This is a genomic window from Altererythrobacter sp. CAU 1778 (genome assembly GCF_054482795.1).
In genome coordinates, this window is record NZ_JBTLRP010000002.1 from 563,394 (window position 1) to 585,199 (window position 21,806).

Annotated in this window: 32 protein-coding genes; 30 read left to right on the forward strand and 2 right to left on the reverse strand. The window is 63.0% G+C overall.

Going from position 1 to position 21,806, the window contains the following annotated elements:
* Nucleotides 1-84 precede the first annotated feature (84 nt).
* The 30 genes from rpsG (at nt 85) to rplQ (ending at nt 19,597) form a co-directional block, all read left to right on the forward strand.
* The gene (gene rpsG / locus ACXYN8_RS10835; RefSeq protein ID WP_458889452.1) at nt 85-555 is read left to right on the forward strand and encodes a 30S ribosomal protein S7; all 471 of its coding nucleotides are present in this window, start codon (nt 85-87) and stop codon (nt 553-555) included.
* A gap of 107 nt (nt 556-662) precedes the next feature.
* Nucleotides 663-2,795: an elongation factor G gene (gene fusA / locus ACXYN8_RS10840; RefSeq protein WP_458889453.1), complete on the forward strand. Its 2,133-nt coding sequence runs from the start codon at nt 663-665 to the stop codon at nt 2,793-2,795.
* 92 nt (nt 2,796-2,887) lie between these two features.
* Nucleotides 2,888-4,078 carry an elongation factor Tu gene (gene tuf, locus ACXYN8_RS10845; protein ID WP_458889454.1) on the forward strand — a complete coding sequence of 397 codons (1,191 nt, stop codon included), beginning with the start codon at nt 2,888-2,890 and terminating at the stop codon, nt 4,076-4,078.
* 339 nt (nt 4,079-4,417) lie between these two features.
* Entirely contained in the window at nt 4,418-4,729 is a 312-nt protein-coding gene (gene rpsJ / locus ACXYN8_RS10850) for a 30S ribosomal protein S10 (protein ID WP_034905023.1), read from the forward strand.
* Between the two features lie 248 nt (nt 4,730-4,977).
* Entirely contained in the window at nt 4,978-5,841 is an 864-nt protein-coding gene (gene rplC / locus ACXYN8_RS10855) for a 50S ribosomal protein L3 (protein ID WP_458889455.1), read from the forward strand.
* 2 nt (nt 5,842-5,843) lie between these two features.
* On the forward strand, nt 5,844-6,467 hold the full coding sequence (rplD, locus tag ACXYN8_RS10860; RefSeq protein WP_458889456.1) for a 50S ribosomal protein L4: 624 nt from the start codon (nt 5,844-5,846) through the stop codon (nt 6,465-6,467).
* On the forward strand, nt 6,460-6,768 hold the full coding sequence (locus ACXYN8_RS10865) for a 50S ribosomal protein L23 (RefSeq protein WP_458889457.1): 309 nt from the start codon (nt 6,460-6,462) through the stop codon (nt 6,766-6,768). The genes rplD and ACXYN8_RS10865 overlap by 8 nt, the downstream gene beginning before the upstream one ends.
* Nucleotides 6,769-6,782: 14 nt before the next feature.
* Nucleotides 6,783-7,619 carry a 50S ribosomal protein L2 gene (gene rplB, locus ACXYN8_RS10870; protein ID WP_458889458.1) on the forward strand — a complete coding sequence of 279 codons (837 nt, stop codon included), beginning with the start codon at nt 6,783-6,785 and terminating at the stop codon, nt 7,617-7,619.
* Between the two features lie 6 nt (nt 7,620-7,625).
* Nucleotides 7,626-7,901 (forward strand): 30S ribosomal protein S19, encoded by a 276-nt coding sequence (rpsS, locus tag ACXYN8_RS10875; RefSeq protein ID WP_458889459.1) that lies wholly within the window; start codon nt 7,626-7,628, stop codon nt 7,899-7,901.
* Entirely contained in the window at nt 7,901-8,278 is a 378-nt protein-coding gene (rplV, locus tag ACXYN8_RS10880; protein WP_458889460.1) for a 50S ribosomal protein L22, read from the forward strand. Before rpsS ends, rplV begins: the two co-directional genes overlap by 1 nt.
* Before the next feature lies 1 nt (nt 8,279).
* The gene (gene rpsC, locus ACXYN8_RS10885) at nt 8,280-8,975 is read left to right on the forward strand and encodes a 30S ribosomal protein S3 (RefSeq protein ID WP_458889462.1); all 696 of its coding nucleotides are present in this window, start codon (nt 8,280-8,282) and stop codon (nt 8,973-8,975) included.
* Between the two features lie 14 nt (nt 8,976-8,989).
* Complete coding sequence (rplP, locus tag ACXYN8_RS10890) at nt 8,990-9,421, forward strand: 50S ribosomal protein L16 (RefSeq protein WP_458889463.1); 432 nt, start codon at nt 8,990-8,992, stop codon at nt 9,419-9,421.
* Between the two features lie 3 nt (nt 9,422-9,424).
* Nucleotides 9,425-9,628, forward strand: coding sequence for a 50S ribosomal protein L29 (gene rpmC / locus ACXYN8_RS10895; RefSeq protein ID WP_458889464.1), 204 nt, complete (start codon nt 9,425-9,427; stop codon nt 9,626-9,628).
* A gap of 11 nt (nt 9,629-9,639) precedes the next feature.
* Entirely contained in the window at nt 9,640-9,939 is a 300-nt protein-coding gene (gene rpsQ / locus ACXYN8_RS10900; RefSeq protein WP_458889465.1) for a 30S ribosomal protein S17, read from the forward strand.
* Between the two features lie 66 nt (nt 9,940-10,005).
* A complete protein-coding gene (gene rplN, locus ACXYN8_RS10905) occupies nt 10,006-10,374 on the forward strand; it encodes a 50S ribosomal protein L14 (RefSeq protein ID WP_458889466.1) in 369 nt (122 codons plus the stop codon).
* On the forward strand, nt 10,374-10,694 hold the full coding sequence (rplX, locus tag ACXYN8_RS10910; RefSeq protein WP_458889467.1) for a 50S ribosomal protein L24: 321 nt from the start codon (nt 10,374-10,376) through the stop codon (nt 10,692-10,694). Before rplN ends, rplX begins: the two co-directional genes overlap by 1 nt.
* A complete protein-coding gene (gene rplE / locus ACXYN8_RS10915; RefSeq protein WP_458889468.1) occupies nt 10,687-11,271 on the forward strand; it encodes a 50S ribosomal protein L5 in 585 nt (194 codons plus the stop codon). Before rplX ends, rplE begins: the two co-directional genes overlap by 8 nt.
* Before the next feature lie 27 nt (nt 11,272-11,298).
* Nucleotides 11,299-11,604, forward strand: a complete 306-nt coding sequence (gene rpsN, locus ACXYN8_RS10920) for a 30S ribosomal protein S14 (protein ID WP_458889469.1) — start codon at nt 11,299-11,301, stop codon at nt 11,602-11,604.
* 11 nt (nt 11,605-11,615) lie between these two features.
* Nucleotides 11,616-12,011 carry a 30S ribosomal protein S8 gene (rpsH, locus tag ACXYN8_RS10925; RefSeq protein WP_458889470.1) on the forward strand — a complete coding sequence of 132 codons (396 nt, stop codon included), beginning with the start codon at nt 11,616-11,618 and terminating at the stop codon, nt 12,009-12,011.
* Nucleotides 12,011-12,544 (forward strand): 50S ribosomal protein L6, encoded by a 534-nt coding sequence (gene rplF / locus ACXYN8_RS10930; protein WP_458889471.1) that lies wholly within the window; start codon nt 12,011-12,013, stop codon nt 12,542-12,544. Before rpsH ends, rplF begins: the two co-directional genes overlap by 1 nt.
* Nucleotide 12,545: 1 nt before the next feature.
* Nucleotides 12,546-12,890, forward strand: coding sequence for a 50S ribosomal protein L18 (gene rplR, locus ACXYN8_RS10935; RefSeq protein WP_458889472.1), 345 nt, complete (start codon nt 12,546-12,548; stop codon nt 12,888-12,890).
* Nucleotides 12,890-13,720, forward strand: coding sequence for a 30S ribosomal protein S5 (gene rpsE / locus ACXYN8_RS10940; protein WP_458889473.1), 831 nt, complete (start codon nt 12,890-12,892; stop codon nt 13,718-13,720). Before rplR ends, rpsE begins: the two co-directional genes overlap by 1 nt.
* A 5-nt stretch (nt 13,721-13,725) precedes the next feature.
* Nucleotides 13,726-13,911, forward strand: a complete 186-nt coding sequence (rpmD, locus tag ACXYN8_RS10945) for a 50S ribosomal protein L30 (RefSeq protein WP_458889475.1) — start codon at nt 13,726-13,728, stop codon at nt 13,909-13,911.
* A gap of 95 nt (nt 13,912-14,006) precedes the next feature.
* Nucleotides 14,007-14,528 (forward strand): 50S ribosomal protein L15, encoded by a 522-nt coding sequence (gene rplO / locus ACXYN8_RS10950; protein ID WP_458889476.1) that lies wholly within the window; start codon nt 14,007-14,009, stop codon nt 14,526-14,528.
* Between the two features lie 102 nt (nt 14,529-14,630).
* Nucleotides 14,631-15,995, forward strand: a complete 1,365-nt coding sequence (gene secY / locus ACXYN8_RS10955) for a preprotein translocase subunit SecY (protein WP_458889477.1) — start codon at nt 14,631-14,633, stop codon at nt 15,993-15,995.
* Nucleotides 15,996-16,058: 63 nt separating this feature from the next.
* Complete coding sequence (locus ACXYN8_RS10960; protein ID WP_458889478.1) at nt 16,059-16,706, forward strand: adenylate kinase; 648 nt, start codon at nt 16,059-16,061, stop codon at nt 16,704-16,706.
* Between the two features lie 341 nt (nt 16,707-17,047).
* Nucleotides 17,048-17,416 carry a 30S ribosomal protein S13 gene (rpsM, locus tag ACXYN8_RS10965; RefSeq protein ID WP_458889480.1) on the forward strand — a complete coding sequence of 123 codons (369 nt, stop codon included), beginning with the start codon at nt 17,048-17,050 and terminating at the stop codon, nt 17,414-17,416.
* Nucleotides 17,417-17,475: 59 nt separating this feature from the next.
* Entirely contained in the window at nt 17,476-17,865 is a 390-nt protein-coding gene (gene rpsK / locus ACXYN8_RS10970) for a 30S ribosomal protein S11 (RefSeq protein WP_458889481.1), read from the forward strand.
* A 109-nt stretch (nt 17,866-17,974) separates the two neighbouring features.
* Nucleotides 17,975-19,030 (forward strand): DNA-directed RNA polymerase subunit alpha, encoded by a 1,056-nt coding sequence (locus tag ACXYN8_RS10975; protein ID WP_458889482.1) that lies wholly within the window; start codon nt 17,975-17,977, stop codon nt 19,028-19,030.
* Between the two features lie 144 nt (nt 19,031-19,174).
* Nucleotides 19,175-19,597, forward strand: a complete 423-nt coding sequence (gene rplQ, locus ACXYN8_RS10980) for a 50S ribosomal protein L17 (RefSeq protein ID WP_458889483.1) — start codon at nt 19,175-19,177, stop codon at nt 19,595-19,597.
* 68 nt (nt 19,598-19,665) lie between these two features.
* On the opposite strand, the gene ACXYN8_RS10985 is transcribed toward rplQ, so the two are convergent.
* Together ACXYN8_RS10985 and ACXYN8_RS10990 are read right to left on the reverse strand one after the other, a co-directional pair.
* Nucleotides 19,666-21,321, reverse strand: a complete 1,656-nt coding sequence (locus ACXYN8_RS10985; protein WP_458889484.1) for a DUF4166 domain-containing protein — start codon at nt 21,319-21,321, stop codon at nt 19,666-19,668.
* Nucleotides 21,322-21,335: 14 nt separating this feature from the next.
* A complete protein-coding gene (locus tag ACXYN8_RS10990) occupies nt 21,336-21,767 on the reverse strand; it encodes a thiol-disulfide oxidoreductase DCC family protein (RefSeq protein ID WP_458889485.1) in 432 nt (143 codons plus the stop codon).
* Nucleotides 21,768-21,806: the final 39 nt, after the last annotated feature.

Genomic DNA, 21,806 nt, shown 5'->3' on the forward strand with positions numbered 1-21,806 from the left:
ATCCTCTGGTGGCCGGGTGCGGAAGCGGGCTGGTGCCGCAGGGCGCTCATGGATGTGAGCGACCTCTCCGAAGGAGTTTAGAAAATGTCACGTCGTCGTCGTCCCGAAAAGCGGGTCATCCTGCCCGATCCCAAGTTTGGTGATCAGGTCCTTTCGAAGTTCATGAACAACCTCATGCTCGACGGTAAGAAGTCCACTGCGGAGCGTATCGTCTATGGCGCGCTCGACGTGGTCGAGACCAAGGCCAAGGCCGATCCCATCCAGCTGTTCCATACCGCTCTCGACAACATCAAGCCGCAGGTCGAAGTCCGCAGCCGCCGTGTCGGTGGTGCGACCTACCAGGTGCCGGTCGAAGTTCGCGCCGAGCGTGCTCAGGCCCTCGCCATTCGCTGGCTGATCTCGGCCTCGCGCGGGCGTGCGGAAACCACCATGGCCGCACGTCTTTCGGGCGAGCTGATGGATGCCGCCAACAACCGCGGAAACGCGGTCAAGAAGCGCGAAGACACGCACCGCATGGCGGACGCGAACCGCGCCTTCTCGCATTACCGCTGGTAAGGCGTTGGCTTGACGGGCCGGGGCGCTGCGTCCCGGCCTTCAAGCTGTCACATACGTAACTATATGGGGCGGGCGACCACTCACCCCGAACCTTCGAGGAATTCCTTATGGCCCGCGATTATCCGCTGGAGCGTTATCGCAATATCGGCATCATGGCGCACATCGATGCCGGCAAGACCACCACGACCGAGCGTATCCTCTACTACACCGGCAAGTCCTACAAGATCGGCGAAGTCCACGACGGCGCCGCAACGATGGACTGGATGGAGCAGGAGCAGGAACGCGGCATCACCATCACCTCGGCTGCGACCACGACGTTCTGGACCGCGGAAGATCCGACCATGGACCCGCGCTCGGCCCCGGAAGATCTGCGTGCCGACCAGCCCAAGCACCGCATCAACATCATCGACACTCCCGGCCACGTGGACTTCACGATTGAAGTCGAGCGTTCGCTGCGCGTGCTCGACGGCGCGGTTGCCGTGTTCGACGGCGTTGCCGGCGTCGAGCCGCAGTCGGAAACCGTGTGGCGCCAGGCCGACAAGTATGGCGTTCCCCGGATGTGCTTCATCAACAAGCTCGACCGGACCGGTGCCGACTTCTATTACTGCGTGAACTCGATCGTCGAACGCCTCGGCGCGACCCCGCTGGTGCTGTATCTCCCGATCGGCGCGGAAAGCGACCTCAAGGGCGTCGTCGACCTCGTGAACATGCGCGGCATCGTGTGGCAGAACGAAGATCTCGGCGCGAAGTACGAGTTCATCGACATCCCCGAAGACATGGCCGACAAGGCTGCCGAATATCGCGAAAAGCTGGTCGAGACTGCCGTGGAGCAGGACGACGACGTGATGGAAGCCTACCTCGAAGGTGAAGAACCCGACGCGGCGACGCTCAAGCAGCTGATCCGCAAGGGCACCATGGCGCGCGACTTCGTGCCCGTGCTGTGCGGCTCGGCGTTCAAGAACAAGGGCGTTCAGCCCCTGCTCGACGCCGTGGTCGACTACATGCCGAGCCCGCTCGACGTTCCGGCCATCAAGGGCGTCCTGCCCGACAGCGACGAAGAAGCGACCCGTCCGTCGAGCGACGACGAGCCGTTTGCCGCGCTGGCCTTCAAGATCATGAACGATCCGTTCGTCGGCTCGCTCACCTTCACCCGCATCTATTCGGGCAAGCTCTCCAAGGGCCAGGTCCTGAACAGCGTGAAGGACAAGAAGGAAAAGATCGGCCGCATGCTGCTGATGCACTCCAACAACCGTGAGGACATCGAAGAAGCATTCGCGGGCGACATCGTCGCACTTGCCGGCATGAAGGAAACCACAACCGGCGACACGCTGTGCGATCCGGCCAAGCCGATCATTCTGGAGCGGATGGAATTCCCCGAGCCGGTGATCGAGCTTTCGGTGGAACCGAAGACCAAGGCCGACCAGGAAAAGATGGGCGTTGCGCTCAACCGCCTGGCTGCCGAGGATCCGAGCTTCCGCGTCAGCACCGACCACGAAAGCGGTCAGACGATCATCAAGGGCATGGGCGAGCTTCACCTCGACATTCTCGTCGATCGCATGAAGCGCGAATTCAAGGTCGAAGCGAACGTGGGCGCACCGCAGGTGGCTTACCGTGAATATCTCGGCAAGTCGGTCGACGTCGACTACACCCACAAGAAGCAGTCGGGCGGCTCCGGCCAGTTCGGCCGCGTCAAGGTCAAGGTCACCCCGGGTGAGCGCGGCCAGGGCTTCGTCTTCGAAGACGAGATCAAGGGCGGTAACATTCCGAAGGAATATATCCCGGCGATCGAAAAGGGCTTCCGCGAGCAGGCCGAGAGCGGCCATCTTGTCGGCTTCCCGATCATCGACTTCACCGTCAACCTGTATGACGGTGCGTACCACGACGTCGACTCGAGCGCGATCGCGTTCGAAATCGCGGGTCGCGGTGCGATGCGCGAAGTCGCCGAAAAGGCCGGCATCAAGCTGCTCGAGCCGATCATGAAGGTGGAAGTGGTGACTCCCGAGGATTACCTCGGCGACGTCATCGGCGACCTCAACTCGCGTCGTGGCCAGATCCAGGGCACCGACAGCCGCGGCAATGCCCAGGCGGTCGAGGCCAACGTGCCGCTCGCGAACATGTTCGGCTACGTGAACGAACTGCGTTCCTTCACCCAGGGACGCGCGCAGTACTCGATGCAGTTCAGCCACTATGACGAAGTGCCCGCCAACGTCGCGCAGGAAGTCAAGGAGAAGCTTGCCTAAGGCGAGCGATACAGCTAGGGGCGGCGCCTGTTTCGGCGGGTGCCGACTCTCTCCCCGCAGGGATTCAATTTCAATCAGAGGTTATTTGAAAAATGGCTAAGGAAAAATTCGAGCGGAACAAGCCGCACTGCAACATCGGCACCATCGGTCACGTCGACCACGGCAAGACCACGCTGACCGCGGCTATCACGAAGGTCATGGCGGAAACCTACGGCGGTTCGGCCGTCGACTTCGCCAACATCGACAAGGCTCCCGAAGAGCGTGAGCGCGGTATCACGATCTCGACCGCACACGTCGAGTACGAAACCGAAGCGCGCCACTATGCGCACGTCGATTGCCCGGGTCACGCCGACTACGTGAAGAACATGATCACCGGTGCCGCTCAGATGGACGGCGCGATCCTGGTCGTGAACGCAGCCGACGGCCCGATGCCCCAGACGCGCGAGCACATCCTGCTTGCCCGTCAGGTCGGCGTTCCGGCTCTGGTCGTGTACATGAACAAGGTCGACCAGGTCGACGACGAGGAAATCCTCGAGCTCGTCGAACTGGAAGTCCGCGAACTGCTTTCGAGCTACGACTTCGACGGCGACAACATCGCTATCGTCAAGGGTTCGGCTCTGGCCGCTCTCGAAGGCCGTGACGACAACATCGGCAAGGATTCGATCATCGAGCTGATGAAGGCTGTCGACGATCACATCCCGCAGCCCGATCGTCCGGTCGACAAGGACTTCCTGATGCCGATCGAAGACGTGTTCTCGATCTCGGGTCGTGGTACGGTTGTCACCGGCCGCGTCGAAACCGGCGTCGTGAACGTTGGCGACGAAGTCGAAATCGTCGGCATCAAGGACACCAGCAAGACGACCGTCACCGGCGTCGAAATGTTCCGCAAGCTGCTCGATCGCGGCGAAGCCGGCGACAACATCGGTGCCCTGATCCGCGGTGTTGCACGTGAAGACGTGGAGCGTGGACAGGTTCTCGCGAAGCCCGGTTCGGTCAACCCGCACACGGAATTCAGCGCAGAAGTATACGTCCTGTCGAAGGACGAAGGCGGCCGTCACACGCCGTTCTTCGCCAACTACCGTCCGCAATTCTACTTCCGCACCACCGACGTGACCGGCGAAGTGATCCTGCCGGAAGGCACCGAAATGGTGATGCCGGGCGACAACGTGACCATCTCGGTCAAGCTCATCGCACCGATCGCCATGGACGAAGGTTTGCGTTTCGCCATCCGTGAAGGCGGTCGCACCGTCGGCTCGGGCGTCGTGGCCAACATCACGAAGTAATTGGCTTCCGGCCTTGGCCGGTTTGCAAAAGCAGGGCCCGCTCCTCTAGTCAGAGGGGCGGGCCCTTGCCTTTTTATGAGTGCGCAATCCTGCTTTCGGGCAGGCAGCGTGGCGGCTCCGCGGGCTGACAGCGAATTTCCCGGCTTTCGGGGGTTGTCAGGAAGCGGGTCGATACGTATACGCGCGCCAACGGTTGCAGATTCGTCAGCGACCGAAACGAATTTCAGGGAAGGCCGCCCGCATCCGGAAAACCGGGTCCAGCGGGGCGGGCTTTTCTTTTTTGTGGATCAGAGGCCTCAAATCCAACGGTCCATTGGCTCTTTCGCATCGGTATAGGTAATGGAAGCTCAGAATATCCGTATTCGCCTGAAGGCGTTCGATCACCGCGTTCTCGACCAGGCGACTGGCGAAATCGCAGACACCGCACGTCGTACCGGCGCCCTTATTCGCGGCCCCATTCCCCTGCCGACGCGTATCGAGAAGTTCACCGTGAACCGCGGTCCGCACATCGACAAGAAGTCGCGCGAGCAGTTCGAGGTGCGCACCTACAAGCGGCTGCTCGACATCGTGCAGCCCAACGCCCAGACCGTCGACGCGTTGATGAAGCTCGACCTGGCCGCTGGCGTGAACGTCGAGATCAAGCTCGCCTGATCTCGTGCCGTCCCCGGCGGGACGTTAAGCCAGCCGGAATTTTCAGGGGCACTCGATAGCCCCGCCGCACCGCAAGGTTCGGCAAGACATCGGGATACCGCCGGACGATCTGTCCGGGCCTGCGTCCCCCGTCTCGCTCTCTTCCGCAAGGGGAGGGCAACTCAGCCCGGACGGGGCGACGCATCATAAAACGGGCTGGCATGCACGCGGGGATGGGCCTCGTGTGCCTCTGTGTAGGAGTTTTGACGATGCGCACTGGCGTGATCGCAAAGAAAGTCGGGATGACCCGCCTGTTTCAGGAGGATGGCCGCCACGTGCCGGTCACCGTCCTGTCGCTGGAAGATTGCCAGGTTACCGCACAGCGCACGGGCGACCGTGACGGCTATTTCGCCGTCCAGCTCGGCGCGGGCGAAGCCAAGCAGAAGAACGTCGCCAAGCCGCAGCGCGAAGCTTTCGCGAAGGCGGAAGTCGGCCTGAAGAAGAAGGTCGCGGAATTCCGCGTCGCTGACGAGGAAGGTCTCCTTCCCGTGGGCGCCACGATCACCGCCGATCACTTCATTGCCGGCCAGAAGGTCGACATCACCGGCCACACCGTCGGTAAGGGCTTTGCCGGCGCGATGAAGCGCTGGGGCTTCGGGGGTCTGCGCGCGACGCACGGCGTCTCGCTCTCCCACCGTTCGCACGGTTCGACCGGTCAGCGTCAGGATCCGGGCAAGGTCTTCAAGAACAAGAAGATGGCCGGCCATATGGGCGACCGTCAGCGCACGCAGCAGAATCTCGAAGTCGTCCGTACGGACGCCGAGCGTGGCCTGATCTTCGTAAAGGGCTCTGTCCCCGGTTCGAAGAATGGCTGGCTGCTGGTGAAGGACGCCGTGAAGCTTCCGCTTCCCGAAGGTGTTCCGTTCCCGGGCGCCATGCGTCGCAACGCCGACGAAACCAAGAGCGACGAAGCTGCTCCGGGTCTGGTCGAGAGCGCTGCAGAGCACGAAGTGCACACCGAAGTTTCGGCCGAGCAGCAGGAAAAGCTGGCCGCCGAACAGGAAGCCGGTGCCGACACCGAAACCACCACCGCAGCGGATGCTCCGGCGGCTGACGAAAACAAGGAGTCCTGATCGTGAAGGTCAAGGTTCAGAAACTGGACGGCAAGGCCGCCGGCGACGTCGAACTGAACGACGCCGTCTTCGGTGTCGAACCGCGTGCGGACATCCTGCACCGCGTCGTCACCTGGCAGCTGGAAAACCGCCGCGCCACCGCACGTCCCACGCGCGAGCGTTCGGATGTTGCCCGCACCGGCAAGAAGTTCGGCAAGCAGAAGGGTTCGGGCGGCGCTCGTCACGGCGATCGCGGCGCTCCGATCTTCATCGGCGGCGGTAAGGCTCACGGTGCGCGCAAGCGTGACTTCGAGCAGTCGCTCAACAAGAAGATCCGCGCACTCGGCCTGAAGATGGCCCTGTCGAGCAAGGCGAAGGACGGCCTCGTGGTCGTTGACTCGCTGGAACTCAAGGACGCCAAGACCAAGGCGCTCAAGAGCCACTTCGACAAGAATGGCTGGAACGGCAAGGTCCTGGTGATCGGCGGCGAGAGCGTGGACGACGGCTTCGCCAAGTCCGCTCGCAACCTGCCGGGTGTCAACGTGCTGCCGGCCATGGGCGCCAACGTCTACGACATTCTCAAGCACGACACGCTGGTCCTGACCAAGGACGCGGTCGAAAAACTGGAGGCGCGCTTCAATGGCTAAGAAGCAGGAAATCGATGCGCGTCACTACGACGTGATCCTCGCTCCGCACATCACCGAGAAGTCGACCCTGCTCTCCGAGCATAACGGTGTCGTCTTCAAGGTGGCGAACGACGCGACCAAGCCGCAGATCAAGGAAGCGGTAGAAGCGCTGTTCGACGTGAAGGTGATGGGTGTGAACACCATCGTCACCAAGGGCAAGACGAAGCGCTGGAAGGGCAAGCCCTACAAGCGCACCGACATGAAGAAGGCGATCGTGACGCTGGCCGAAGGCCAGTCCATCGACGTCACCAGCGGTATCTGAGGCGGACCAGGACAATGGCACTCAAGAACTACAACCCGACCAGCCCGGCACGCCGCGGCCTGATCCTCGTCGACAAGTCGGCGCTCTACAAGGGCAAGCCGGTAAAGGCGTTGACCGAAGGCAAGCGCAAGACCGGCGGACGCAACAACAAGGGCCACGTGACCTCGCGCGGCATCGGCGGCGGTCACAAGCAGAAGTACCGCTTCGTCGACTTCAAGCGTCGCAAGTGGGACGTCGAAGGCACCGTGGAGCGGATCGAATACGATCCCAACCGCACCGCTTTCATCGCGCTGATCAAGTATGCCGACGAAGAACTGGCCTACATCATCGCGCCTCAGCGTCTTGCCGTAGGTGACAAGGTCATCGCCGGCGAGAAGACCGACGTGAAGCCGGGCAACGCGATGTTGCTCAGCCAGATGCCGGTCGGCACGATCTGCCACAACGTGGAAATGAAGCCGGGCAAGGGCGGCCAGATCGCCCGCTCGGCAGGCACCTACGTTCAGCTGGTCGGCCGCGACCGCGGTCTCGTGATCGTTCGCCTCAATTCGGGCGAGCAGCGTTACATCCGTGGCGAGTGCATGGGCACGGTTGGCGCGGTGTCGAACCCCGACAACGCCAACCAGAACCTGGCCAAGGCCGGTCGCAACCGCTGGAAGGGCAAGAAGCCCCTGACGCGCGGTGTCGCGAAGAACCCGGTCGACCACCCGCACGGTGGTGGTGAAGGCCGCACCAGCGGTGGCCGCCATCCGGTGACCCCGTGGGGCAAGCCGACCAAGGGCGCTCGCACCCGCAAGAACAAGCAGACGGACAAGATGATCATCCGTTCGCGCCACGCCAAGAAGAAGAGGTAATCGGACATGGCACGTTCCGTCTGGAAAGGTCCGTTCGTCGAGCTCAGCCTTCTGAAGAAGGCCGAAGACGCACAGGACGCCACCAATGCGAAGCCGATCAAGACCTGGTCGCGCCGCAGCACGATCCTGCCGCAGTTCGTTGGTCTCACGTTCAACGTGTACAACGGCCAGAAGTTCATCCCCGTCTCGGTCAACGAAGACATGGTCGGCCACAAGCTCGGCGAATTCGCGCCCACGCGCAACTTCCCCGGCCACGCCGCCGACAAGAAGGGCAAGCGCTGATGAGCAAGCAGAAAGCACCCCGCCGCGTCGCCGATAACGAGGCGCTGGCAGTCGGCACCACCATCCGGGGTTCGGCGCAGAAGCTGAACCTGGTGGCGGCGCTGATCCGTGGCAAGAAGGCCGAGGATGCTCTGAATATCCTCGCGTTCTCGAAGAAGGCCATGGCACGCGACGCCAGCAAGGTACTCGCTTCGGCGATCGCCAATGCGGAAAACAACCACGACCTCGACGTCGACGCCCTGGTCGTCGCCGAAGCGAGCGTTGGCAAGTCGATCACCATGAAGCGGTTCCACACGCGTGGCCGCGGCAAGAGCACGCGCATCCTGAAGCCGTTCAGCCGGCTGCGGATCGTGGTGCGCGAGCAGGAAGAGGCGTAAGATGGGCCAGAAGAGCAATCCGATCGGTCTGCGCCTGCAGATCAACCGCACCTGGGACAGCCGCTGGTACGCCGAAGGGCGCGACTACGCCAAGCTGCTCAAGGAAGACATCGAGATCCGCAAGTACATCATCGACTCGCTGCCGCAGGCCGCGATCTCGAAGGTGGTGATCGAGCGTCCGGCTAAGCTTTGCCGCATCTCGATCTACGCGGCCCGTCCGGGCGTCATCATCGGCAAGAAGGGCGCAGACATCGAAAAGCTGCGCACCAAGCTGGCGAAGATGACCGACAGCGAAGTGAAGCTGAACATCGTCGAGATCCGCAAGCCGGAAATCGACGCCAAGCTCGTCGCTCAGGGCATCGCCGATCAGCTGATCCGCCGTGTCGCCTTCCGCCGTGCAATGAAGCGCGCCGTTCAGTCGGCCCTTCGTCTGGGTGCCGAAGGCATCAAGATCACTTGCGGCGGCCGTCTTGGCGGCGCGGAAATCGCGCGCGTCGAGTGGTATCGCGAAGGCCGCGTTCCGCTTCACACGCTGCGCGCCAATGTCGACTATGCCGAGGCCGAGGCGCTGACCGCTTATGGCATCATCGGTATCAAGTGCTGGATCTTCAAAGGCGAAATCCTCGGTCACGATCCGATGGCCCAGGACCGCCTCATGATGGAAGCCCAGACGTCCGGCGTCCGGCCGGCACGCTGAGTTAGGTAAGAGCAATGCTGCAACCGAAAAAAACCAAGTATCGCAAGGCCTTCAAGGGCCGGATCAAGGGCGACGCCAAGGGTGGCACCGCGCTCAACTTCGGCTCCTACGGGCTGAAGGCGCTGGAGCCGGAGCGGATCACCGCCCGCCAGATCGAAGCGGCTCGCCGTGCGATCACGCGTCACATCAAGCGCCAGGGTCGTCTATGGATCCGCGTTTTCCCCGACGTGCCGGTTTCCAAGAAGCCTGCCGAAGTCCGTCAGGGTAAGGGCAAGGGTTCGGTCGAATTCTGGGCTGCCCGCGTGAAGCCGGGTCGCATCCTGTTCGAACTCGACGGTGTCGCGGGTCCGCTCGCTGCCGAAGCGTTCAGCCGTGCGGCCATGAAGCTGCCGATCAAGACCAAGGTCGTTGCCCGTCTCGGCGACACCTCGCACCTGGAGGGCTGATAGATGAGCAAGGTAGAAGACCTCCGGACGAAGACCGACGACCAGCTCAGCGACCAGCTCGTCGAGCTGAAGCGCGAGCAGTTCAATCTGCGGTTCCAGTCCGCGACCAACCAGCTGGAGCGTCCCGCGCGGATCAAGGAAGTCCGTCGCGAGATCGCCCGCATCAAGACGCTGCAGGGCGAACGCGCCACTGCTGCGAAAGCTTGAGGAGTTAAACGATGCCGAAACGTATCCTGACCGGGACCGTCACCTCCGACAAGACCGACAAGACCGTGACCGTGCTGGTCGAACGCAAGGTGAAGCACCCGCTCTACGGGAAGATCATCCGTCGTTCGAAGAAGTATCACGCGCACGACGAGCAGAACGAATACACGATTGGCGATGTCGTCCGCATCGAGGAGACCAAGCCGATCTCGAAGACCAAGACCTGGGCCGTGAAGGACCGGGTCGTTGCAGGCGGCACGCAGGCCGTTGAAGCCGACATCGAAGTCGAAGCGGCTGCCGCCAGCACGACGTAATTGTTTTTGGAACTTCCGGGCCAGTCAAGGCGGGTCCCGGAAAGCCAGTGAGAAGGAACCGGATCGATGATCCAGATGCAATCCAATCTCGACGTCGCGGACAACAGCGGCGCAAAGCGCGTCCAGTGCATCAAGGTACTGGGCGGGTCGAAGCGCCGGACTGCTTCCGTAGGCGACGTGATCGTGGTTTCCGTGAAGGAAGCCCAGCCGCGTGCCAAGGTCAAGAAGGGCGACGTTCACCGTGCGGTGATCGTGCGCACCAAGAAGGACGTGCGCCGTGCCGACGGCAGCGTGATCCGCTTCGACAGCAACGCCGCGGTCCTCGTCAACAAGAACGAAGAGCCGATCGGCACGCGTATCTTTGGCCCGGTCGTGCGCGAACTGCGCGGCCGCGGTTTCATGAAGATCATCTCGCTCGCTCCGGAGGTGCTGTAATGTCCGCTGCGAAGATCAAGAAGGGTGACGAGGTCGTCGTTCTGTCCGGCAAGGACAAGGGCAAGACCGGCACCGTGCTCCAGGTCATGCCCCGCGACAGCAAGGTCGTTGTCGACGGCGTGAACGTGGCCGTGCGTCACCGCAAGCCGACCCAGGCGAACCCGCAGGGTGGCATCGATCGCAATCCCGCGCCGATGCACATCTCCAAGGTTGCACTGGCTGATCCCAAGGATGGCAAGGCGACCCGCGTCCGTTTCGAAACGAAGGACGGCAAGAAGGTCCGCGTAGCCGTGAAGAGTGGGGAGACCATCGATGGCTGATTATACCCCTCGTCTGAAGAAGAAGTTCGAAGACGAAATCGTCAAGGCGATGACCGAGAAGTTCGGTTACACGCACCGTCTTCAGGTTCCGAAGCTCGACAAGATCACGCTCAACATGGGCGTGGGCGAAGCGAGCCAGGACAAGAAGAAGGTCCAGACCGCCGCCGAGGAAATGGAACTGATCGCCGGCCAGAAGCCGGTCATCACCAAGGCGAAGAAGTCGATCGCACAGTTCAAGCTGCGCGACGGCATGCCGATCGGCTGCAAGGTGAACCTGCGCCGCGACCGCATGTACGAATTCCTCGACCGTCTGGTGACGATCGCGATGCCCCGCATCCGCGACTTCCGTGGCCTCAATCCGCGTTCGTTCGACGGCCGTGGCAACTACGCCATGGGCATCAAGGAGCAGATCATCTTCCCGGAGATCAGCTACGACAAGATCGAGAAGGTGCGTGGCATGGACATCATCGTCACCACCACCGCAAAGACCGACGAAGAAGCGCGCGAGCTGCTTCGCCTGTTCGGTTTCCCGTTCCCGGCTGATGCTTCGGCCGACGCAGAGAAAGAAGCGGCCTGAGGCCGCTAAGGAAGAGAGCTTAAGTCCATGGCGAAACTGAGTTCCATCAACAAGAACGAGCGTCGCAAGAAGCTCGTCAAGAAGTACGCGAACAAATACGCGAAGCTGAAAGCTATCGCGGACGACACCTCGCTTGACGATGGTGAGCGTTTGATCGCGCGCCTCAAGATGGCTGAAATCCCGCGCAATGCGAATCCGACCCGGATCCGTAACCGTTGCGCCACCACCGGCCGCCCGCGCGGCTATTACCGCAAGTTCGGCATCAACCGTATCGAACTGCGCGACCTCGGCAACAAGGGCCTGATTCCGGGCCTGACCAAGTCGAGCTGGTGAGGACACGATAGATGGCAATGACCGATCCCCTGGGTGATATGCTCACCCGCATCCGCAACGGCCAGCGCGCGAAGATGGACTCCGTCCTCTCGCCCGCGTCGAAGCTTCGTGCCAACGTTCTGGAAGTGCTCCAGCGCGAAGGTTACATCCGTGGCTACAGCGACGACGCATCGGGCAAGCACCCGCAGCTGCGTATCGAGCTGAAGTATTTCGAAGGCGAGCCGGCTATCAAGCACGTCTCGCGCGTTTCGAAGCCGGGTCGCCGCGTATATTCGGGCAGCAAGGAACTGCCGAACGTGCGCAACGGCCTTGGCATCACCATCGTCTCGACGCCGAAGGGCGTGCTTTCCGACGCGGAAGCGCGCAGCGAAAACGTCGGCGGCGAAGTGCTGGCGGAGGTGTTCTGATGAGCCGCATCGGCAAGCGCGCGGTGGCGATCCCCAGCGGGGTCACCGCGAATATCGACAACGGCACGCTTAACGTGAAGGGCCCCAAGGGCACCCTCTCGCTCGGCCTGTCTGACCTGATCGACTACAAGGTCGAAGGTGACGAAATCCAGGTCAAGCCGGCCAACGACAGCAAGCAGGCGCGTTCCTTCTGGGGCATGCAGCGTACGCTGGTGTCGAACCTGGTCGAAGGCGTGACCGACGGCTTTTCGAAGACTCTGCAGATAACCGGCGTCGGTTACCGTGCGCAGGCGCAGGGCCAGAAGCTGAAGCTTCAGCTCGGCTACAGCCACGATGTCGACCTCGACGTGCCGGAAGGCCTCGATGTGAAGACGCCCGATCAGACCACGATCGAAGTGTCGGGCATCGACAAGCAGAAGGTCGGCCAGTTCGCCGCCGAAATCCGCCGCTGGCGCAAGCCCGAACCCTACAAGGGCAAGGGTATCAAGTACGCCGGCGAGTATGTCTTCCGCAAGGAAGGGAAGAAGAAGTAAGATGGCAAAGCTTTCCCTGTTCGAACGCCGCCGCCGCCGCGTGCGCAGCGCTCTGAAGAGCCGCGCCGGTTCGCGTCCGCGCCTGTCGGTCCACCGCACCGGTCGCCACATCTACGCCCAGGTCATCGACGATGCCGAAGGCAAGACCGTGGCAGCCGCCTCGACGCTGGGTGCCAAGGCTTCCGGCGCCAATGTCGATGCTGCGGTGCAGGTCGGCAAGGATATCGCCGCTGCTGCGAAGAAGGCCGGCGTGACCACTGTCGTGTTCGATCGCGGTGGGTTCCTGTTCCATGGCCGCGTCAAGGCGCTGGCCGATGCCGCCCGTGAAGGCGGGCTGGAGTTCTGATGATGGCTGACGAAAACAACACCCCCGAGGCGACCCCCGAGGCACAGACCGAAGACAAGGTCGTGACGGCGGAAACCGAGCACGCGGTGACCAAGGAAGAGCCGGCCATTGCCGACACCCCTTCCGAAGCTGCCGACAACCAGTCGCCCGCACAGGGCGCCGAGGGTCAGCCGCGCGAGCGCCAGAACGAGCGTCAGGGCCGTGGTGGCCGTGGTGGTCGCGACGGCGGCAACGATCGTGGCCGTGGCCGCGGTGGTCGTGACAACCGTCGTGGCGGACGCCGAGAGGAAGAAGACGACGGCATCATCGAAAAGCTCGTCCACATCAACCGCGTCAGCAAGACGGTGAAGGGCGGCAAGCGCTTCGGTTTTGCTGCGCTGGTCGTGGTCGGCGACGGTCAGGGCCGGGTCGGTTTCGGCCACGGCAAGGCTCGCGAAGTGCCCGAGGCGATCACCAAGGCGACTGCTTCGGCGCGCAAGAAGATGATTCGCGTTCCGCTCAAGGATGGCCGCACGCTGCACCATGACGGCAAGGGCCGTTTCGGCGCTGGCAAGGTCACCGTGCGGTCGGCTCCGGCCGGTACCGGCATCATCGCGGGCGGCCCGATGCGCGCCGTCTTCGAAAGCCTGGGCGTTGCGGACGTGGTGACCAAGTCGGTCGGCACTTCGAACCCCTACAACATGATCCGCGCCACGTTCGACGCGCTCACCAACCAGAGCTCGCCGAAGTCGGTGGCTCAGCGTCGCGGCAAGAAGGTCGCGGATCTGCTGGGTCGCGGCGGCGCCAGCGTGGCAGAGGCTGAAGCCGACGCTGCAGCGATTGCGGAGTAAGATCGATGGCCAAAGATAAAACCATCACTCTCAAGCAGATCGGTTCGCCGATTCGCCGTCCCGAGAGCCAGCGCAAGATCCTGATCGGTCTTGGCCTGAACAAGATGCACAAGACCGTGACCCGCCTGGACACCCCCGAGGTGCGCGGCGCGCTCGCCAAGGTCCCGCATCTGGTCCAGATCGTCGACTGATCGACGCGAAAGCATAATTTGACGGAAGCGGCCTGCTGCGTTAGCGGGCCGCTTTCCATTTCCAGCGCGAACAAAGCGAAAGCGAGTGCAAGACTATGAAACTGACTGACATCCGCGATAATCCCGGCGCCCGCAAGACCCGCATCCGCGTGGGTCGCGGTATCGGCTCGGGCAAGGGCAAGACCGGTGGCCGTGGCCAGAAGGGCCAGAAGAGCCGTTCGGGCGTCGCCATCAAGGGCTTCGAAGGCGGTCAGATGCCGCTTCACATGCGTCTGCCGAAGCGCGGCTTCAACAACCCGTTCGGCAAGGATTACGCCGAAGTGAACCTGGGTATGGTCCAGAAGTTCATCGACGCGGGCAAGCTCGACGCCAAGAACGACGTCGACCACGCTGCGCTGAAGGCCGCTGGCCTCGCGCGCGGTGGCAAGGACGGCGTCCGCCTGCTCGGCAAGGGTGAGCTGACGACCAAGGCCAAGTTCGTCGTCGCCGGCGCATCCAAGGGTGCCATCCAGGCGGTCGAAAAGGCTGGCGGCAGCGTCGAAGTGATCGCGCCCAAGCAGCCGAAGGCGGAAAAGGCCCCCAAGGGCAAGAACGCCAAGAAGGCGGCCGCGGAATAAGCGAATAATGTGGAGCGGGGGTTCGACAAGTCGGCCCCCGCTTCCTATCTAGCCCCTCTATGCCGGGAGGGACCGGCGAAACGCTAGGATACGATACCGGTCATGGCTTCACGCGCCGACGCTCTCGCAAGCAATTTCAACCTGTCCAACTTTGGCAAGGCCACGGAGCTGCGCCAGCGGATCTGGTTCACGATCGGTGCGCTGATCGTCTTCCGTTTCCTCAGTTTCGTGCCGCTGCCCGGGGTCAATCCGGTTTCGCTGGCTTCGCTCTACGACACGCAGCGCGGTGGCATTCTCGACATGTTCAACGTGTTCTCCGGCGGTTCGCTGGAGCGCATGAGCCTGATCGCGCTGGGCGTCATGCCTTACATCACCGCCTCGATCGTGGTGCAGATGGCCGCGGCCCTGCATCCATCCTTGATGGCCTTGAAGAAGGAAGGCGAGGCGGGGCGCAAGAAGCTCAACCAGTACACCCGCTACGGCACCGTGCTGCTGTGCGGCATCCAGGGTTGGTTCATTGCCACAGGCCTCGAGGCGCTGGGCGTGCAGAGCGGCATTCAGGCCGTGGTCGATCCCGGCCTCATGTTCCGCATCGGCGCGGTCATCAGCCTGATCGGCGGCACGATGTTCCTGCTGTGGCTGGGTGAGCAGATCACCGCACGTGGTATCGGCAACGGCGTTTCGCTGATCATCATGGCGGGCATCGTCGCCCAGTTCCCGACCTTTACGGCCAACATGTTCGAAGGCACCCGTTCGGGCGCGATCAATCCCGCCATCGTAGCGGGCCTGATCATCATGATCGTGGTCGTCATTCTGGTGATCTGCTTCGTCGAACGCGCTCAGCGTCGCCTGCTGATCCAGTATCCCAAGCGCGCCACGCAGCGCGGCATGATGCAGGCCGATCGCAGCCACCTGCCGCTGAAGCTCAACACCGCGGGCGTGATCCCGCCGATCTTCGCCAGCTCGCTGCTGCTGCTGCCGCTTACGGTGACGCAGTTTGCCGGCAACAACCTCGATACCAGCAGCACCACCGGCACCATCCTGCAGTCGATGCTGCAGTATCTTCAGCACGGCCAGCCGCTCTACATGGCGCTCTATGGCGCGCTCATCATCTTCTTCGCCTTCTTCTACACAGCCGTGGTCTTCAATCCCGAAGAGACGGCCGAGAACCTGAAGAAGAACGGCGGCTTCATTCCGGGGATCCGGCCGGGCAAGCGCACGCAGGAATATCTAGACTACGTGCTGACGCGCATCACCGTGGTGGGTGCGATCTATCTCGCGCTGGTCTGCATCATACCGGAATACATGATCGCACAGACCGGGGTTCCGCTGTTCCTCGGCGGCACCAGCCTGCTGATCGTCGTCAACGTCACGGTCGATACGATCACCCAGATCCAGTCGCATCTGCTGGCGCACCAGTACGGCGATCTCATCAAAAAGGCGAAGTTGAAGGGTCGACTGCGCTAGGGCATGGTTTTGCCGAGACCGGCCGCTCGGCCCGAATCGGAACAGGTCCATGGGGGACACGCTTTGAACATCATTCTTCTCGGGCCTCCGGGTGCCGGCAAAGGCACCCAGGCCCAGCGCCTGGTCGAACATCACGGCATGCGCCAGCTTTCCACCGGCGACATGTTGCGCGCCGCCGTCAAGGCGCAGACGCCGGTCGGCGTGAAGGCCAAGGAAGTGATGGACCGGGGCGAACTCGTCTCGGACGAAATCGTCTCGGACCTGATCGACGCGGAACTCGCCGCCCTTGGTGAGGGCGTCGGTGCGCTCTTCGACGGTTATCCCCGCACGGAAGCGCAGGCGAAGTCGCTCGACACGTTGCTGGCCAAGCACGGCCGCACCCTCGACCACGTGATCGAGCTGGAAGTGGATATCGACGCGCTGGTCGAACGCATCACGGGCCGGTTCTCCTGCGCCAGTTGCGGTGCGCTCTACCACGACACCGCCAAGCCGCCGAAGGTGGAGGGCGTGTGCGATGAATGCGGCTCGACCGAGTTCAAGCGCCGTCCCGATGACAAAGAGGAAACCGTCCGCACCCGCATGGACGAATATCGCGCGAAGACCGCGCCGATCCTGCCGATCTACGACGAACGCGGCATCGTGACGCGGATCGACGGCATGTCCGACATGGAAACGGTCACCGCCGCCATCGAAGGCGTGCTGGAAGGCTGAGCCGGTCGATCGGCGCCCGGCTCGCCGGATTGTTCGCTCCGTTCGGCGGGGCGAGGGATGCCGGGTTTTGACGCCTGTTTGCATTTGCGCTAACAATGGCCGTTATCAGGACGGGAGTGGGGCCTTGCGCCTCCACTCGCCGGTTGACGTCGCGCGCGAATCACCGTAAGTGCGCCTTTCATTCGACAGTGACAATCGTGTCCGGGCGGCGCCAGCCCTACAGGTGCGCCAACCGGGCTTTTTGTCGTTTCAGCACCGGGGACCGCCCCGTTGCCCTGTCGGGAAACCGCTATGAGATGGCGGCATCATGTCGATGTCCGCTGTGGAGCATGGAGACGTAAGTGGCACGTATTGCCGGGGTAAACCTCCCCACCAACAAGCGCGTGATTATCGCGCTCACCTACATCCACGGAATCGGCCGCAAGACCGCTGTGGATATCGCCGACAAGCTGGGCATCGATCACACCCGCCGCGTTCAGGACCTGACCGACGGTGAAGTCCTGCAGATCCGTGAAACGATCGACGGCGACTACACGGTCGAGGGCGACCTTCGCCGCAACACCGCGATGAACATCAAGCGCCTGATGGACCTTCGGTCCTATCGCGGCCTTCGTCATCGCAACGGCCTTCCGGTCCGCGGCCAGCGCACGCACACCAATGCGCGCACTCGCAAGGGCAAGGCGAAGCCGATCGCGGGCAAGAAGAAGTAAGCCGCTAGGCTTGCTTCGACTTCTTCGACTTACGATTCTCTGAAGACAGGATAAACATTATGGCACGCGAACCCGGCCGAGTAAGGCGGCGTGACAAGAAGAACATCACCAGTGGTGTGGCGCACATCAACGCCAGCTTCAACAACACGATGATCACCATCACCGACGCGCAGGGCAATGCCATCAGCTGGTCCAGCGCCGGCATGATGGGCTTCAAAGGCAGCCGCAAGTCGACGCCGTACGCCGCGCAGGTCGCAGCGGACGACGCCGGCAAGAAGGCTGCCGAACACGGCGTGCGGACGCTGGAAGTCGAAGTGAAGGGCCCGGGCTCCGGCCGCGAAAGCGCGCTGCGCGGTCTTGCAGCCGTCGGCTTCACCATTACCTCGATCCGCGACGTAACGCCGATCCCGCACAATGGCGTGAGGCCGTCCAAGCGCCGCCGCGTCTGATTTCGAACCTGCCCGGCGGGCTTCGGCCCGCCGATCAATCGGATCGGCCGCGGCGCTTCCCAGCGCTCAGCGGCCGTCCTTGCAAGAACCAACACCCCAGGGGATATCCATGTCCGTCAATATGAAGAACTGGCAGGAACTGAAAAAGCCGAACACCCTCGACATCAAGGAAGGCAACGACAAGAAGCGTAAGGCTACTTTCGTCGCCGAACCGCTCGAGCGTGGCTACGGCCTGACGCTGGGCAATGCGCTGCGCCGTGTGCTGCTCAGCTCGCTGCAGGGTGCAGCGATCACCTCGATCAAGATCGAGAACGTGTTGCACGAATTCTCCAGCCTCGCCGGTGTGCGTGAAGACGTCACCGACATGGTCCTCAACGTGAAGCAGATCGCGCTGAAGATGGAAGGCGAAGGCCCCAAGCGGCTCCAGCTTTCCGCGACCGGTCCGGGCGACGTCAAGGCTGGTGACATCGCCGTCACCGGCGACATCGAAGTGCTCAACCCCGACCTGGTGCTGTGCCACCTGGACGAAGGCGCGACGCTGAACATGGAACTCACCGCCGACACCGGCAAGGGCTACGTTCCCGCGGTCAACAACCGTCCGGCCGACGCGCCGATCGGCCTGATCCCGGTCGACAGCCTGTATTCGCCGGTTCGCCAGGTCAGCTACAAGGTCGAGAATGCCCGCGTCGGGCAGGAACTCGACTTCGACAAGCTGAGCCTGACGATCGAAACCGACGGTACGGTCACCCCGGAAGATGCGATCGCCTATGCCGCGCGCATCCTGCAGGACCAGCTGACCCTGTTCGTCCACTTCGAAGACGGCATCCCGCAGCCGCAGTCGGCAATGATCGGCCAGGCCGCAGCGCCGCAGGAAGACGACGCCAACCAGCTGAACCGCTACCTTCTCAAGAAGGTCGACGAACTGGAACTGTCGGTCCGTTCGGCCAACTGCCTCAAGAACGACAACATCATCTACATCGGCGATCTGGTTCAGAAGACCGAAGCCGAGATGCTGCGCACGCCGAACTTCGGCCGCAAGTCGCTCAACGAGATCAAGGAAGTGCTTTCCAGCATGGGCCTTCGCCTCGGCATGGACATCCCCGGATGGCCGCCCGAGAACATCGAGGAAATGGCCAAGAAGCTCGAGCAGGAACTGCTCGGCTGATGATTGCATGAGCTCCGGGATTTGTCCCGGAGCCCATGATCCCTTGCGGCTCGCAGCGGATCGAAATGGCGGAGGTGACGGCCTGAACGGTCACCGGGTACGGGCTACCTCATACGGGCTCCTAACGAACGAAAGAGAAGAGATATGCGTCACGGAATTTCGCAGCGTAAGCTGGGTCGCAAGAGCGGGCATCGTACGGCCCTGCTGCGCAACATGGCCGCCGCGCTGATCAAGCACGAGCAGATCACCACGACCCTGCCCAAGGCCAAGGAACTGCGTCCCTACGTCGAAAAGCTGATCACGCTGGCGAAGAAGGGTGGCCTGTCCAACCGTCGCCTCGCGCACGCTCGCCTGCTCGACGCTCCGCAGGAAAAGAAGCTGTTTGAGACCCTGGCGGAACGTTACGGCGACCGCGAAGGTGGCTACACCCGCATCATCAAGGCCGGCTACCGCGCCTCCGACGCGGCGCAGATGGCCGTGATCGAACTCGTCGACCGCGACGAAGCTGCCAAGGGCGTCGACAGCGGTCCGGTGACGAACGCTGACGAGGAAATGGAAGACGCCTGAGGCGCTTCCCTCGCAAAAGATTTGAGGGGCCGTCGGAGCGATCCGGCGGCCCCTTTTCTGTCTGCTGATCAGACCGGGGCGAGCGTCCCGCAATAACGCACCACATGGCCGATCAGCGGCAGCGTTATGGTAACATCGAAGGTGAACTGTCCGCCGGTCTGCGTCTCGAAACTTTCGCCGCGTGGCAGCAGAGCCTTGGGCATGGGGATGCCGACGAAAGACCATCGGCGTGGGATAAGCTTCAATCGCTCTCCGTCGACGACCAGCGCCAGCGCGATTCGCACGGCTCCGAAACGTTCGACCAGCAGGTGCGTGTTCCTGCCTGTTCCCGCGGACTGATAAGACGAGAAGCGCTGCCCGCCGAAGTCGCGAGACCATAGCTCGCCGTTTGCCTCAGGCTTGAAGTGCACGCTGACGGCGACTTCCCCCGCCGACCGTGGAAAGCCGAAGGTGCGGGCGACCAGTCCGGCCAGCAGGCCATGGCCTCGCGTGACCTTGGCCGATCCCTTCCACACCCGCTCCGCCGCGCTGTCGTGCAGCGCCTGCACCTGCGACGGCAGGGTATCGAACGCCGAACCCAGCAGCTGCCGGTAAAGCGACACTGCGCCGCCGTGCTCGCGGAAGCCCGTCGTGATCGCGCGGCCCGCGAAGAGGTCATCGTAATCCTCAAGCTCCAGCGCTCTTGTGGCAGCCCGCGCTCCGGCCTCGGGACGCTCGCCGGCCAGCAGTTTGCGGACGATCCCTTCCACTGCCATAGACGGGATGAAGGGGCCGTCGTCGCCCTCCGCCAGCAGGTGCCAGCTGCGTTCGATCCGGGAGCCGTCGCGATGGCCGTGGGCGTGGACATACATGCCCCCGCGATGCTCGCCTAATTTCAGGAGGTTCAGCACGCGGTAGAACAGCGGCGAAAGCGGCTCTAGTGAGGGGAGGCGAAACCGGTGCCGCGCCTTGGCGAGCAGGTTGAGCGCGCGATGCAGCACCTCTGGCACAGGCCCGGCACCCATCCAGATGTCGGTCATTTCGATGTGTTCGGGCGGCAGCACTTGCAGATCAGGCACGTCGACCAGCGAGAAATGGATATTGCGCAGCGGCAATTGGCCCGGCGGGGCTATGGTATAACGGCGGCTCTCCGCCAGCCCGATGCCGTGCGAAGGGCGCCCGCCGCGCACCAGCTTCACCGGCGCGCCCGCATAACCCACGACCGCGCGCATCACGTTAAGGCCGATCCCGGCATAAGGGGATGGGGCGATGCCGCCCTCGACCCGCTCGATCGTCATGTCCCGCGACAACGCGCGCAGCACGGCGGCCGTGAGCACGGGGAAGCTGCTGACGCCCGAGAGGACAAACACGCCCGCCTGTTTTGCCGCGGCATCGTATCGATCGACGCCGAAAACGAAGTCTGCGGCATCGGCAAAGTCGAGATAGTCGCAGCCCGCTGCGATGCAGGCCTCGATGACACGATACCGCTGCGCGCCATAGTCCTGGAACGGTCCGGATGCGTCGACCACGAGGTTAGGATGCCACTGCGACAGTCCCCTCGCGATGTCGGCGCGGTCGAGCGGGGCGGGGAGGGCGGTCGCCGCCCCGTCGAAGCTTTCGCAAAAGCCCCGCGCTTTCGCCGCATTGCGTCCCGCAATCAGGAGGGTCGCCCGCGGTTCGTCGCGCAGGAGTTGCGCCAGCCGACCGCCGAAAACGCCGTAGCCGCCCAGTATCAGGATCTTCACCGAGCCTTCCCCCTTTAGAGCACCCGCGCACGATATTCGGGTGGCGCAACCCAGCAGGTCTTGCGTCTGCCGAAGATGCGATAGCGGTTGCGGGCGACGAAACCGTAAACCGCGTCGCGCAAGGGGCGTGGTATCGCCCGGAACACGCCCGCCGCGCGCCATGGCCAGCCGAGCCCTTCGTAGATCGCGAGCACCGCATCGCTGTTTTGCCGGACGCGTCCATGCTCGATCCCGCCTTCGATGACGAGGATCGTGGTCGGATCGGCGGGATCGATGCCATGCTTTGCAAACAGGCTGGCGCCCAGCTGTCCTTGCATGGAAGCGAGCACGAAGCGCTCTGCCCGGTCGCGGGTCAGCACGAAGCGCGCGTTGGCGCTGCACAGCACACATTCGGCGTCGAACAGGATCAGCGCCTGTCCTTCGGCAATCGGCAGGGCATCGCTCATGCCGGATGGCTAATCGTGCGCGGCGCCACGCGCAATTGC